General features: G+C 75.0%; 11 protein-coding genes. 7 read left to right on the top strand and 4 right to left on the bottom strand.

The window, feature by feature from the left end; all coding sequences use genetic code 11:
* Window positions 1-167: 167 nt before the first annotated feature.
* Together AB0B41_RS33290 and AB0B41_RS33285 are read right to left on the bottom strand one after the other, a co-directional pair.
* A complete protein-coding gene (locus AB0B41_RS33290; RefSeq protein ID WP_358210446.1) occupies window positions 168-1,019 on the bottom strand; it encodes an exodeoxyribonuclease III in 852 nt (283 codons plus the stop codon).
* A gap of 11 nt (window positions 1,020-1,030) precedes the next feature.
* Complete coding sequence (locus AB0B41_RS33285) at window positions 1,031-2,086, bottom strand: potassium channel family protein (RefSeq protein WP_358210444.1); 1,056 nt, start codon at window positions 2,084-2,086, stop codon at window positions 1,031-1,033.
* 78 nt (window positions 2,087-2,164) lie between these two features.
* On the opposite strand from AB0B41_RS33285, the gene AB0B41_RS33280 reads away from it, so the two are divergent.
* A complete protein-coding gene (locus AB0B41_RS33280; protein WP_358210442.1) occupies window positions 2,165-2,518 on the top strand; it encodes a hypothetical protein in 354 nt (117 codons plus the stop codon).
* Window positions 2,519-2,577: 59 nt separating this feature from the next.
* On the opposite strand, the gene AB0B41_RS33275 is transcribed toward AB0B41_RS33280, so the two are convergent.
* A complete protein-coding gene (locus AB0B41_RS33275) occupies window positions 2,578-3,651 on the bottom strand; it encodes a saccharopine dehydrogenase (protein ID WP_358210440.1) in 1,074 nt (357 codons plus the stop codon).
* Window positions 3,652-3,853: 202 nt separating this feature from the next.
* Here AB0B41_RS33275 and AB0B41_RS33270 point away from each other — a divergent pair, with 202 nt between their 5' ends.
* From AB0B41_RS33270 to AB0B41_RS33245, 6 genes are all read left to right on the top strand, one after another.
* A complete protein-coding gene (locus AB0B41_RS33270) occupies window positions 3,854-4,837 on the top strand; it encodes a histidine kinase (protein WP_358210450.1) in 984 nt (327 codons plus the stop codon).
* On the top strand, window positions 4,834-5,622 hold the full coding sequence (locus AB0B41_RS33265; RefSeq protein ID WP_358210438.1) for a LytTR family DNA-binding domain-containing protein: 789 nt from the start codon (window positions 4,834-4,836) through the stop codon (window positions 5,620-5,622). The genes AB0B41_RS33270 and AB0B41_RS33265 overlap by 4 nt, the downstream gene beginning before the upstream one ends.
* A gap of 13 nt (window positions 5,623-5,635) precedes the next feature.
* Window positions 5,636-6,007 (top strand): hypothetical protein, encoded by a 372-nt coding sequence (locus AB0B41_RS33260; RefSeq protein ID WP_358210436.1) that lies wholly within the window; start codon window positions 5,636-5,638, stop codon window positions 6,005-6,007.
* Entirely contained in the window at window positions 6,004-7,662 is a 1,659-nt protein-coding gene (locus AB0B41_RS33255; protein ID WP_358210434.1) for a cation acetate symporter, read from the top strand. The genes AB0B41_RS33260 and AB0B41_RS33255 overlap by 4 nt, the downstream gene beginning before the upstream one ends.
* Before the next feature lie 174 nt (window positions 7,663-7,836).
* Window positions 7,837-8,205: a DUF485 domain-containing protein gene (locus AB0B41_RS33250; protein WP_358210432.1), complete on the top strand. Its 369-nt coding sequence runs from the start codon at window positions 7,837-7,839 to the stop codon at window positions 8,203-8,205.
* Window positions 8,202-9,848: a cation acetate symporter gene (locus AB0B41_RS33245; protein ID WP_358210430.1), complete on the top strand. Its 1,647-nt coding sequence runs from the start codon at window positions 8,202-8,204 to the stop codon at window positions 9,846-9,848. Before AB0B41_RS33250 ends, AB0B41_RS33245 begins: the two co-directional genes overlap by 4 nt.
* Before the next feature lie 105 nt (window positions 9,849-9,953).
* Here the strand turns inward: AB0B41_RS33245 and AB0B41_RS33240 are convergent, their stop codons facing one another.
* On the bottom strand, window positions 9,954-13,283 hold the full coding sequence (locus AB0B41_RS33240) for an ATP-dependent DNA helicase (protein WP_358210428.1): 3,330 nt from the start codon (window positions 13,281-13,283) through the stop codon (window positions 9,954-9,956).
* Window positions 13,284-13,310 lie beyond the last annotated feature (27 nt).

Here is a 13,310-nt window from a genome sequence, read left to right as displayed (position 1 = left end):
GCGATGATCGCCATGGCGACCATCGCCACTCACGAGGCCTCGTTCAGCGCCGACGTTCGCTCCGCAAGCTCCGCTAAGCGCCGACGTTCGCTCCGCAAGCTCCGCTCAGCGCCGACGTTCGCTCCGCAAGCTCCGCTCAGCGCCGACGTTCACTCCGCAAGCTCCGCTCAGTGATGCTTCAGCTTCGCCGGCGTCGACGGCGGCGGCACGACCGGCCCGATGTCCCCGTCCGGCGCCTCGTCGAGGTCGACCATCACGGGGGCGTGGTCGCTGGGGCCGGAGCCCTTCCGCGCCTTGCGGTCGATCCACGCCGCCTTCGTCCGGCCCGCCGGCTCGGCGCCGCACAGCACCAGGTCGATCCGCATCCCCATGTCCTTGTGGAAGCGGCCGGCGCGGTAGTCCCAGTAGGAGAACACCCGCTCGCCCGGCCACCGGTCCCGCACGACGTCGGCCAGCCCGGCCGCCTGCAGCGCGGTCAGCGCCTCCCGCTCCGGCGGGGTGACGTGGGTGGAGCCGACGAACAGGTCGGGGTCCCACACGTCGGCGTCCGTCGGCGCGATGTTCATGTCGCCGGCCACCACGGTGTGCGCGGTGTCGCCCGCCGCCACCATGTGCCGCAGGGCCTCCAGCCAGCGCAGCTTGTAGCCGTAGTGCGGGTCGTCCGGGGTGCGGCCGTTGGGCACGTAGACCGAGGTCACGCGCAGGCCGCCGCAGGTGGCGGTGACCGCCCGGGCGTCGGGGGCGTCCGAGTCGAAGGTCGGCTCCTCGGGCAGCCCGCGCATCACGTCCGTCAGCCCGACGCGGGACAGCAGCGCCACCCCGTTCCACCGGCCCTGCCCGTGGTGGGCGACCTCGTAGCCCCGCTCGGCCAGCGGGCCGTCGAACTCGGCGGCCCAGTCGGCGTCCGAGAGCTTGGTCTCCTGCAGGCAGACGACGTCCGGGGCCCGCTCGTCCAGCCAGGGCAGCAGCCGCGGCAGCCGCGACTTCGCCGAGTTCACGTTCCAGGTCGCGAGGCGCACGGCGTGCGACCCTAGTCCTCGTCGGCGGGCGAGGCCTTGCGGACGTACAGCAGCCGGTCGCCCCGCTCGAGGGCGTCGACGGCCGAGGCGTCGACCCGGTACAGCTCGTCGCCGCGCACCACGCCCAGCACGATGTCGGCGAGGTGCCGCGGCGAGCCGCCCACCTCGTCCCGCTCGACCTCGCGCTCGCTGATCGCGAACCCGGCCTCCGGCGTGAGCAGGTCCTCGACGACCTCGACGACGCTCGGCGTCCGGGTCGCGACGCCCAGCAGCCGGCCCGCCGTCTCGGCCGAGACGATGACCGAGTCGGCGCCGGACTGCCGGAGCAGGTGGACGTTCTCCGACTCCCGGACCGCCACCACGATGCGCGTCTTCGGCGCCATCTCGCGGGCGGTCAGGGTGACGAGGACGGCGGTGTCGTCCCGGTTCGTGGCCACCACGATGGCCGTCGCCTGGTGGGCGCCCGCGATGCGCAGCACCGCCGACCGGGTGGCGTTTCCCGTCACCGTGACGAGACCGAGGGCCGAGGCGGCGTCGAGCTGCGTGCGGTCGGTGTCGACCACGACGATGTGCTCGGGTTCGACGCCGTCGCCGAGCAGTGTCTCGACGGCGGCCCGGCCCTTCGTCCCGTACCCGATGACGACGGTGTGGTCGCGCACGCGGGACCTCCAGCGCTGGATCCGGAACGACTGCCGGGAGCGTTCGGTGAGCAGCTCGACGGTCGTTCCGACGAGGACGATCAGGAACAGCAGCCGCAGCGGCGTGATCACCACGGTGGTGAGCAGCCGCGCGGTCGCGGTGTAGGGGACGATGTCGCCGTAGCCCGTCGTGGAGAGCGAGACCGTGGCGTAGTAGAGGGCGTCGTTGAAGGAGATCTCGCCCTCGCCGTTGTTGTCGACGTACCCGGCGCGGCCGAAGTAGACGATCAACGCGGCGGCCAGCAGCGCCCCGAAGGCGACGGCCACCCGCTTGAGCAGAGCGACCAGCGGACCCTGGGGGTTGTCGGGCATGCGAAGGGCGCCGATCACCTGCGGATCGACGGGCGGGCGGCGGGGCCGATCACGCATCGCGCGGAGACTAGCGCCCCCGGGCCGGCCGGTGGGCGCGGGCCACGGTCACCCGATCCACTTGCGATCATGCCGGGCATGAACCTCTCCCGGCCCCTGGCGGCGCTGCTCGGCACGGCCGCGGTGGCGCACGCCGTCACCCCCGCGTTCTTCGACGCGATCGTCCCGCCGCAGCTGCCCGGCCCCCGGCGGTTCTGGACCTACGCGTCGGGTGTCGCGGAGGGCGCCGTCGCGGCGGCGGTGGCGGTGCCGCGCACCCGCCGGCTCGGCGGGTACGCCGCGGCGGCGCTGTTCGTGGCGGTGTTCCCGGCCAACCTGACGATGGCGCTGGACTGGTCGGACAAGCCCGTGCGGCAGCGCGCGATCGCCTACGGCCGCCTCCCGCTGCAGGTGCCTCTCGTCCTCTGGGCGCTTCGGGTGGCCCGGGGCTGAATTAGCGCAGCTCGGTGGGGGTCGTGAGTGCGGGGTGCCGCTCTAGGGGCAGTGGGCACTCACGGGGAGGTGAGACCTGCGGCCGCGGCACCGTCCCGAAGCGCATCGAGCCCGAACGCCCCCACCGGGTCGAGCGCCCCCGTCCCGGTGACCCCGTGCGAGAGCGCGCGGGCCGCGCCCCACGCGAGCAGGTCGGCGGTGAGGGCGTAGGGGTCGGGCGCGGTGAGACGGGTGCGGGCGAGGAGGGTGCCGTAGTCGTCGAACACCTCGGCGACGACGTGCGAGCGGCAGCGCGCCAGCGCCTCGGCCGACGGGTCGCGGGGCAGCCGGCCGGCGAGCGCGCCGAGGGCGCCCAGCAGCGGTGCCGGCGGGGCGGGCAGCCGGCTGGCGGCGTGCACGGCCCCGCTGAGCGCCCCGAACCATCCGAGGTGGACGTCGACCGTCTGCAGGCCCGGCTTCAGCCGCGGCAGTGCGAACTGCTCGACGCCGCCGATCGACACCCCGGGCCGCGGCCGGCCGTCGACCTCGTAGGTGCGCAGACGGGCGCCGGCGTTCTCCGTCCGGACCGCCCCGTGCCGGAGGGTGTGTCCGGGCGAGCCCGCGATCCCGATCAACGACGTGACGGTGCCGCGGGAGAACCAGCGCCCGCGGCCGGACAGGAAGTAGCCGACGTCGACCCGCGCGGCCCGCTCCCCCGCCTCACGCAGCGCGAGCGCCCCGGCCAGCACGCCCGGCACGTAGTCGTGCCCGAACGCCGCGAGCAGCCGCGCGCCGGAACGCTCGGCGGCCGGTCCCTGCAGCTCGAAGACCTCGCGGACGAACGGCGGCTCGCCGGTCGAGTCCAGGTAGGTCGCTCCGGCGGACACCGCCGCGGCGAGCGCGGCCCCGCCGAGCCGGGCGAACGGGCCGACGGTCGTGACCAGCACGTCGTCCGGGCCGACGAGCCCGCTGACGGAGGCGACGTCGGTGACGTCGGCGGTCGCCGTCGGGCAGCCGAGGCGCTCGCCGAGCGCCGCCAGCCGCGCGGCGTCCCGCCCGGCCAGCACGGGCCGCACGCCCCGCCCGACCAGTGCCTCCGCGGTGCGCCCGCCCGTGTAACCGGTGGCGCCGAACAGCACGATGCGTCCGCTCACGCCGGCACACGCTAGCGGGCGGTGATCACGGAGGTCCCGCGCCCGCGAGGGCCGTGCCCTGCGCAGGGCCGCACCTTAGGCTGTGCGCGTGGTGACCGAGGACGCCCCCGTCGCGCGCCGGCGGCGGCTGTTCCGGCGGCCCGGCGGCGCGACCACGGACGCCACGGAGGTCCTCGCAGCCGGCTCGGCGATCGCCGCCGATCTGCGCGGCGGCCTCACCGCGCGCCCCGGCGACCTCGGTCCCGATCCGGTGGCGCGGGCGGCCCGCCGGCTGCGTGCGCTGCTCCGCGCCGACGCCGTCGGGCTGGCGGACCTGCACGGGGAGCCGGCCTGGGCCGGCCGCCCCGACCAGCAGGCGGACGAGCTTGTCGAACAGGCGCGCCGGGACGGGCACCGGGCCGCGCGCGGGACCACGGTGGTGCTGCCGCTGCAGGTCCGCGGCGAGCCCGCCGGGGTGCTGGTGGTGTGCGGCGACGTCCCGCGCCCGGCCGCGCGACGGGCCGCGGACTGGGTCGCGGAGGCGCTCGAACGGGGCCGGCTCGAGGCCTCGGCGACGGCCGCCGAGGAGGCCGAGCTGCGGGCGTTGCGCGCGGAGATCTCCCCGCACTTCGTCTACAACGCGCTGACCACGATCGGCTCGTTCGTCGACAGCGACCCGGACCGGGCCCGCGACCTGATCCTCGACTTCGCCGAGTACATCCGGCACTCGGTGGCCCGCCGCGGCGACTACACCACCCTCGCCGGCGAGTTCCGGGCCGTCGAGGCCTACCTGGCGCTGGCCCGCGCGGTGCTCGGCGACCGGCTGCGGGTGCAGGTGCGGATCGCGCCGGAGGTGCTGCCGGTCGCGCTGCCCTTCCTCGCCCTGCAGCCGCTGGTGGAGAACGCGGTGCAGCACGGCGTCGAGCGCCGCAACGAGGGCGGGTCCGTGCAGGTCAGCGGCGAGGCCCAGGGATCGGAGTGCGTGATCGCGATCGAGGACGACGGGCCCGGTATGGACCCCGAGGTGGCCCGCGCGGTGCTCGCCGGGGCGGGGCCGGGCGACGGGCTGGCGCTGACCAACGTGGACCGGCGGCTGCGCGCCGTCTACGGGCCGCAGTACGGGCTGGTCATCGAGACCGCGGTCGGCGCCGGAACCCGGGTGGTCATGCGGGTGCCACGCTTCCAACCGGGCGTGGTCGCCTCATGAGCACCAGGTCGAACGGGGCACGTCTGCGGGTCCTCGCGGTCGACGACGTCGCCCCGGCCCTCGCCGAGCTGACCCGGCTCCTCGCGGCGTCGCGGTGCGTCGAGGAGGTCGTGCCGGCCGGCGACGCGCTCACGGCGCTGAAGCTGCTGCAGGCCCGCCGGTTCGACGCCGCCTTCCTCGACATCTCCATGCCGGGGATGGACGGGCTGGAGCTCGCCTCGCTGCTGTCCCGGATGACCGACCCGCCGGAGATCGTGTTCGTCACGGCCTTCGAGGAGCACGCCGTCTCGGCCTACGGCGTCGGCGCCCTGGACTACCTGCTCAAACCCGTCGCCGCCGAGCGGCTCGACGCCACCCTCGCCCGGGTGCTGCGCGTCGCCCGGGCGACGGACCCCGCCCCGCCCGTCCCGGCCGTCGACGAGCTGGCCGCGGTGTCGGTCGAGCTCGGCGGGCGGACCCGGTACGTCCGGCGGGACGACGTCCGGTTCGCCGAGGCCCAGGGCGACTACGTCCGGCTGCACACGCGAGGCGGCTCGCACCTCGTGCGGATGCCGATCTCGCGGCTGGAGGAGCACTGGTCGGGCGTCGGGTACGTGCGGGTGCACCGCAGCTTCCTGCTCGCGGTGCACGCGGTGCAGGAGCTACGCAGCGACGCCGGCGGCGGGCTGCTCGCCCACACGGACGCCGGCGACGTCCCGGTGAGCCGCCGGCACGCCCGTGAGCTGCGGGAACGCCTGCTCGAGGCCGCCACGCGCGGCGACTTCTCGCCGGGCCGGCCGCGGTGAGCGGGGCGGCCCGGTGAGCCGGCAGCGGCGGGTCGCGGTGACCAGCCCGCAGACCCGGGTGGCGCTCGCCTCGCGCCGGGGCGTCTCGGGGGTGCCGCGCTCGCTGACCGGCGACGAGCTGCGCACGGCCGCCCGGATCCGGCGCCGCCAGCTGCAGATCGCCGCGAGCACCCTCGCCGCCGCCGCGCTGCTGCTGGTCGGCCTGCCCGTGCTGCTCGGCGTGGTACCGGTGGGGCTGCGGCTGGGGCCCGTCCCGGTCGTCTGGATCGCCGTCGCGCTGCTGCCCTACCCGGTGCTCGCGGGGCTGGCGCACTGGCAGCTGCGCCGCGCGGAGCGGACCGAGGAAGGGACCGAGCGGGTCGACGTGGGGTCCCGGGGCCGGTGACCGCGCTCGCCGTCGTCCCGGTCGTCCTGGCGACGCTGCTGATCGGGGCGCGCGGCGTCGCGGCGCTGCGCTCCACCTCGGACTTCCTGGTCGCGTCCCGGCGGGTCTCCCCCACGCTCAACGCCGCCGCCGTGTCCGGGGAGTACCTGTCGGCAGCGTCGTTCCTCGGCATCGCCGGGCTCGTCGTCAAGAACGGGGTGGGGGCGCTCTGGTACCCGGTCGGGTTCACCGCCGGCTACCTGCTGATGCTCGTGCTGGTCGCGGCCCCGATGCGGCGCACGGGCGCGCTGACCGTGCCGGACTTCGCCGAGGCGCGGCTCGGCTCGCCGGGCCTGCGGCGGTTCAGCGCGGTCGTCGTGCTGGTGATCGCCGGGCTCTACCTGGTGCCGCAGTTCACCGCCGCCGGCCAGGTCCTCACGCTGGTCAGCGGCACCCCGCACTGGGTCGGGATCGTGGTCGCGGGCGCGGCGGTCAGCGTCACGCTCGCGCTGGGCGGGATGCGCGCCGCGACCTACGTGCAGGCCTTCCAGTTCGTGCTCAAGCTGCTGCTGTTCATCGTCCCGGCGATCTGGCTGGTGGTGGCGGCCGGTGCCGAGACGCGTGCGGAGGCGCTGCGGCCCGCCGAGTACGCCGCGTTCCCGCGGCCCACCGAGGTCACCTTCCGGCTGGACACCCGGCTGCAGGTGCGCGAACCGGTCACGGTGCTCGCCGGGGGTGTCCCGGTGCGGCTGGAGCCGGGCGAGCACGTCGTCCCGGGTGACGCGACCTGGGTCTTCCCCGAGGGCGCCGCGGTGCCGGAGATCGCGGGCGCGGCGCTGCCCGGCAGCGACACCTGGCAGCAGCCGCTGCTCGACGGCGGCAACGGCCACCCGCTGCTCGCCACCTGGTCGATACTGGTCGCCACGGCCCTGGGCACGATGGGGCTCCCGCACGTCATCGTGCGGTTCCACACCAGCCCCGACGGCCGGGCCGCCCGCCGGACCGCCGCGATCACCGTCGGCCTGCTCGGCTCCTTCTACGTCTTCACCGTGGTCTACGGGCTGCTCGGCGGGGTGCTCCTGCCCGAGCTGTACCTGTCCGGGGCGACCGACACCGCCGTCGTGGCGCTGCCCTCGCGCGTGGACGGGGGCGCCACCGGCGCGGTCTTCACCGCGCTGCTCACCGCGGGCGCCTTCGCCGCGTTCCTCGCCACCTCGCTCGGCCTGCTGCTCGCGCTGGCCGGGGCACTCGCGCACGACCTGCTGCCCGGCTCGCTGCGCCGGCTGCGGCTGACCGCGCTGCTCGCCGCCGGGGTGATCGTGCTGCTGGCCCTGCCCGCTGTGCGGATCGACGTCGGTGCCGTCGTGACCTCGGCCTTCGCGGTGGCCGCGTCGACCTTCTGCCCGATGCTGGTGCTCGGCATCTGGTGGCGGGGCCTGACGGCGCGGGGCGCGTTCGTGGGGATGGTCGTCGGGCTGGCGTCGTCGGCCGGGGTGATGGCGCTGGGGCTGCTCGCACGGCCGGACCCCGGGCTCGTGGCGCTCCTGCTCGGGCAGCCGGCGCTCTTCTCCGTGCCCCTCGCGTTCCTCACCATGGTCGCGGTGTCCCGCCGCGACCGTCCGCCGCCGGGTGCCGAGGCCGCGATGCTGCGCCTGCACCTGGACGAGCGAACCTGAACACCCGACCGTTCGTCGCGGATTCCGACCGTTCGTCGGCCGTTGGTCGTGCGGGCCCGCGCTGTGTCGTGCGTTACTTCCGCGCCCGTTGGGTACTCGGTTGTGCTGTGCCCGGTACGGCCCGGTCCGTCCGGGTCGGACGCAGCACCACACCCCACAGTGCGAGGAGGCACCGTGAGCACCACCGAGTCCCCGCCCCCTGCCGGCGAGAGCCCGGCGGGAGGCACCACGGCCCACCCCGACTGGACAACGGTCCAGCAGAGCACCGAGTTCCAGGCCCTGCGCCACCGGCTGCGCAGCTTCGTCTTCCCGCTCACCGCGGCCTTCCTCGCCTGGTACCTGCTGTACGTGGTGCTGGCGAGCTACGCGGCCGGCTTCATGGCGATCAAGCTGGTCGGGAACATCAACGTCGGCCTGGTCTTCGGCCTGCTGCAGTTCGTGTCCACCTTCGCGATCACCACCTGGTACGTGAAGTGGGCGGACAAGAAGTTCGACCCGCACTCGGCGGCGATCCGCGAGGAGATCGAGGGGGCCGGCCGATGAGGTTCCTGGCGCAGGGCGGCGTGGAGGGATCCAGCCCGCTGCTCAACATCAGCATCTTCGCGATCTTCGTGATCATCACGCTCGCGATCGTGATCCGGGTGAGCAAGAAGGCGTCGAGCGGCGCCAGCGACTTCTACACCGCGGGCGGCGGCTTCTCCGGCCCGCAGAACGGCATCGCGATCTCCGGCGACTACCTGTCGGCCGCGTCGTTCCTCGGCATCGCGGGCGCCATCGCCCTCTACGGCTACGACGGCTTCCTCTACTCGGTCGGCTTCCTCGTCGCCTGGCTGGTGGCGCTGCTGCTCGTGGCGGAGCTGCTGCGCAACACCGGCAAGTACACGATGGGCGACGTCCTGGCCTTCCGGATGCGCCAGCGCCCGGTCCGCGCCGCCGCGGCGACCTCCACCCTCGCCGTGTCGTTCTTCTACCTGCTGGCCCAGATGGCCGGCGCCGGCGGCCTCGTCGCGCTGCTGCTGGACATCAAGTCGAAGACCGGCCAGTCGATCGTCATCGCGATCGTCGGCGCCCTGATGATCGCGTACGTGCTGATCGGCGGCATGCGCGGCACCACCTGGGTGCAGATCATCAAGGCGGTGCTGCTGATCGTCGGCGCCGGCGTGATGACGCTGTGGGTGCTCGCCCTGTCCGGCTTCAACCTGTCCGCCCTGATGGGCGACGCCGTGGCGCACGTCGGGTCCCTCGGCGAGAAGCTGCTCAGCCCGGGCGCCCAGTACGGCAAGAGCGCCACGACCCGCCTCGACTTCATCTCGCTCGGCCTGGCGCTGGTGCTCGGCACCGCGGGCCTGCCGCACATCCTGATGCGCTTCTACACCGTGCCCACGGCCAAGGAGGCCCGCCGCTCGGTGACCTGGGCGATCTGGCTGATCGGCATCTTCTACCTGTTCACCCTGGTCCTCGGGTACGGCGCGGGCGCCATCGTCGGGCCGGACGCGATCAAGAAGGCTCCCGGCGCGGCCAACTCCGCGGCCCCGCTGCTGGCCTACGAGCTCGGTGGCACGGTCCTGCTGGGCCTCATCGCGGCGGTCGCCTTCGCGACGATCCTCGCGGTGGTCGCCGGGCTCACGATCACGGCGTCGGCGTCGTTCGCGCACGACATCTACATCAACGTGATCAAGCACGGCCAGGTGCAGGACGAGCAGCACACGGAGGTCAAGATCGCCCGGCGGACGGCGGTCGTGATCGGCATCGTCGCCATCGCGGGCGGCATCCTGGCCAACGGCCAGAACATCGCGTTCCTCGTGGCGCTCGCCTTCGCCGTCGCGGCCTCGGCGAACCTGCCCACGATCCTCTACTCGCTGTTCTGGAAGAGGTTCAACACCAGCGGCGCGCTGTGGAGCATCTACGGCGGTCTCACCATCACGCTGGTGCTGATCGTCTTCTCGCCGGTCGTGTCCGGAAAGCCGGTCGACCCGGCGACCGGGCGCAGCAACTCGATGCTGCAGGGCGTGGACTTCCACTGGTTCCCGCTCGACAACCCGGGCCTGATCTCGATCCCGGCCTCGTTCCTGCTCGGCTACCTCGGCACGGTGCTGTCGAAGGACAAGGCGAACATGGACAAGTACGCGGAGATGGAGGTCCGCTCGCTCACCGGCGTGGGCGTGGAGAAGGCCGTCCAGCACTAGGCACGCACTATGGAACCATAATGCGATCCGGGGGCGCCTGGATCGCATTATGGTTCCATACTGCTTTTCGGGGCCGCATTGTCGAGCGTGATGGTTCCATGATGCTCAGGGGCGTTCGGGGATGCCGCGGATCATGGCGTGCAGCTCCCCGGCGGTCTCGAGGTCGGCGGGCCGGAGGGTGACGCCCTCGCGCACGTAGTGGAACGCCGCCCGCACCTTCTCCGGCGGCACCTCTGCCAGCGCCGCCCACGCCAGCCGGTACACCGCGAGCTGCACCCCGACCGCGTGCCGGCGCGACTCGTCCGGCACCGCCCCCGTCTTCCAGTCGACGACGGTGAACCCGCCGTCCGGGTCGGCGAACACAGCGTCCATCCGGCCGCGGACCGCGACCCCGGCCAGCACCGTCTCGAACGACACCTCCGCCTCCACCGGCACCCGGTCCGCCCACTCCGAGGCGAGGAAGGCCTCCTGGAGCTCGGTCAGCTCGGCGTCGGACGACTCGCTCGCCCCCTCGTCCGCCGCGCCGGGCAGCTCGTCGATGTCGAGCAGGCGCTCCGCCCCGAACCGCTGCTCCAGCCAGGCGTGGAACGCGGTGCCGCGGCGGGCGTGCGGGTTCGGCGGCAGCGGCAGCGGGCGGCGCAGGCCCGCGGCGAACGCGTCCGCATCGGCCGCGAGCTCGACGAGCTGGCTCACCGACACGTGCCCCGGGAGCGCGACCGACGGGCGGGCGATCCCGGCGGCGCGCTCGGCCAGCAGGACCTCGACGTCGGCCGCCCAGCCCTCCGGGTCCGGCTCCTCCACCGGCTCGGGCTCGATGTCGAAGCTCAGCTGGTCGGTCTCGCGGGCCCGGCGCCGTTCGGCCCGCCGCGCCCGCTCCTGCGTGCGGATCGCCTCGCGGACCAGGTCCGCGCCCTCGTGCACCGCGCCGGCGCGGGAGCCGAGCGGGTCCGCGGGCCACGCGGCGGTGACCTGCTCGGCGAGCACCGGGTTCTCGGCGCCCTCCTCCGGCGGCTCCGCCCACACCTCGGGCTCGGCGATCGCGCGCAGCTCCTGGAGGAACGGCGACGGCCCGCGCGGCTTCGACCCCGTGGCGCCCCAGTGGTGGCCCGAGCAGAGCAGGACGTGCTCGGAGCGGGTGAGCGCCACGTAGAACAGCCGCCGCTCCTCCGTCTTCCGGCGCTCCTCGAGGGCGGTGTCGTGCTCGTCGAGCGCCAGTTCCACCTGCTTGCGGTCCGGGCCCGGCGGCAGGTACAGCCCGGGCAGGTCGTCCGCGTCGCCCCGCAGCGGGACGGGCAGCTCGGCCACGCCCGTGAGCCAGGTGCCGGACATCCGCCGCCCGGGGAACACCTGGGTGACCACGTGGGGCACCGCCACGACCTCCCACTCCAAGCCCTTCGCGGCGTGCACGGTGAGGATCTGCACGCGGTCCTCGGCCACCTCGACCTCGCCCGGGGACAGCCCGTCCTCGGCCTTCTCGGCGGTCTCGAGGTAGTCGAGCAGGGCCGGCAGGCTCGCCACCTCGGCACCGGTCGCGAAGTCGGCGACGACGTCCGCGAACGCGTCGAGGTGCGCCCGGCCGGCGGGGCCGGGCCGGGCGGCGGTCTCCACGTCGAGCAGCAGGACCCGCTCGACGTCGGCCACCAGGTCGGTGAGCGGCGCCGAGGCCCGTGACCGCAGCCAGGACAGCTCGCGCGCGAGCCGGGTGATCCGCGCGTACCCGGCCGGGGAGTAGCGCTCGGCTTCGCCCGGATCGTCGAGCGCGTCGACCAGGCCCGCCTGCTCGGCCTGCTCCCCCGGCAGCGCGCCCAGCGCGAGCTCCGCCGGCGGCAGCGGCCCGGGGCGCGACGGCAGTGGCGGCACCAGCTCCCGGGCCCGCGCCCACAGCGCGGCCAGGTCGCTCACGCCCAGCCGCCAGCGGGCGCCGGTCAGCAGCCGGACCGCGGCGGGCCCGGCCAGCGGGTCCGCCACGATCCGCAGCGCGCTGACCAGGTCGCGGACCTCCGGGGTGTCGAGCAGCCCGCCCAGCCCGACGACCTCCACCGGCAGCCCGCGGGCCCGCAGCGCGGCGGCCAGGGCGTCCATGTCGCCGCGGCGGCGGACCAGCACCGCCGAGGTCGGCGGGCCCTCCCCGGCCGCGTCGCGGGCCCGCCAGTGGGTGGCGATGCCGTCGGCCACCCACTCGACCTCGGTGACGACGTCCGGGTGCAGGGCCACCCGCACGTCCCCGGGCACGGCCTTGGGACCGGGCCGCAGCGCCCCGACGGCCACCGAGTCCGGCGCGGTGCGCAGCGGCTCGGACACGGCGTTGGCCAGGTCCAGCACCTCGGCGGGATTGCGGAAGCTCGTGAGCAGCCCGTACTCACGCGCGGGCTCGCCGCCGGGCCGCGGGAAGTCGGTGCGGAACCGGGTGAGGTTGCCCGCGCTCGCCCCGCGCCAGCCGTAGATGGACTGGCAGGGGTCGCCGACCGCGGTCACCGCCAGCGGCTCCTCGCGCGCGGGCTCGCCCGGGATCCGGCCGAAGAGCGCGCGGAGCAGGACGCGCTGGGCGTGCCCGGTGTCCTGGTACTCGTCGAGCAGCACGGCCCGGTACTGCGCCCGCTCGATCGCGCCGACCTCGGGCCGGGCCTCCGCGACCCGGGCGGCGATCGCGAGCTGGTCGGAGAAGTCCATGGCGCGCTCGGCGGACTTGCGCCGCGCGTACTCCTCGACCAGCGGGAGCAGCTCCGCCCGCAGCCGCTGCGCCCCCATCCGGTCCCGGTACTTCTGCGACGGCTCGGCCCGCTGGCGCTTGCCCGGCGGCGCGTTCTCCAGCACCGCGAGCAGGCCGGAGGTGAAGGAGCGCAACCGCTCCGGTTCGACGAGGTGCTCCCCGAGCTCCCCGGCCAGCGCCAGCAGGTAGCCCGTGACCGTGGCCGGCACCCGGTCGACCTCGAGGTCCGCCGCCCAGGACGAGACGACGCGGTGCGCGAGCTGCCACGCCGCCGTCTCGCCCAGCAGCCGCGACGCCGGCTCGGCCGGCAGCCGCAGCGCGTGCTCGGCGACGAGTCGGCCGGCGTAGGCGTGGTAGGTCGCGACGGTCGGCTCGCCCGCCAGCAGGGCCGCGCGCCGGCCGCCACCCGGGTCCAGCTCGTCGAGCAGCGGGGAGCCGGCCAGGCGGCGAAGCCGCGAGCGGACACGCGTGCCGAGCTGCTGGGCGGCCTTGCGGGTGAACGTGAGCCCGAGGACCTGCTCGGGCAGCACCTGCCCGGTGGCCACGAGCCAGACGACGCGGGCCGCCATCGTCTCCGTCTTGCCCGCGCCGGCCCCGGCCACGACCAGCGCGGACTCGGGCGGCGCGGCGATCACCGCGGCCTGCTCCTCGGTGGGCGGCGGCAGCCCGAGGGCGCGCGCCAGCACCGCGGGCGCGAGACCCGTGTCGGGGGCGGCGATCGTCACGGCACCTGTCTACCCGACGGCACCGAC

This window comes from Pseudonocardia sp. NPDC049154 (assembly GCF_040648315.1).
In the GTDB taxonomy this organism is placed as follows: Bacteria; Actinomycetota; Actinomycetes; order Mycobacteriales; family Pseudonocardiaceae; genus Pseudonocardia.
Note: the sequence above shows the minus strand (reverse complement) of the source record. Positions and strands in the feature narration are given on the sequence as shown.

Excerpts from the sequence above, each read along its gene's own strand:
- AB0B41_RS33285 (WP_358210444.1), bottom strand. The coding sequence starts at position 2,086 with ATGCGTGATCGGCCCCGCCGCCCGCCCGTCGATCCGCAGGTGATCGGC.
- AB0B41_RS33280 (WP_358210442.1), top strand. The coding sequence starts at position 2,165 with ATGAACCTCTCCCGGCCCCTGGCGGCGCTGCTCGGCACGGCCGCGGTG.
- AB0B41_RS33265 (WP_358210438.1), top strand. The coding sequence starts at position 4,834 with ATGAGCACCAGGTCGAACGGGGCACGTCTGCGGGTCCTCGCGGTCGAC.
- AB0B41_RS33245 (WP_358210430.1), top strand. The coding sequence starts at position 8,202 with ATGAGGTTCCTGGCGCAGGGCGGCGTGGAGGGATCCAGCCCGCTGCTC.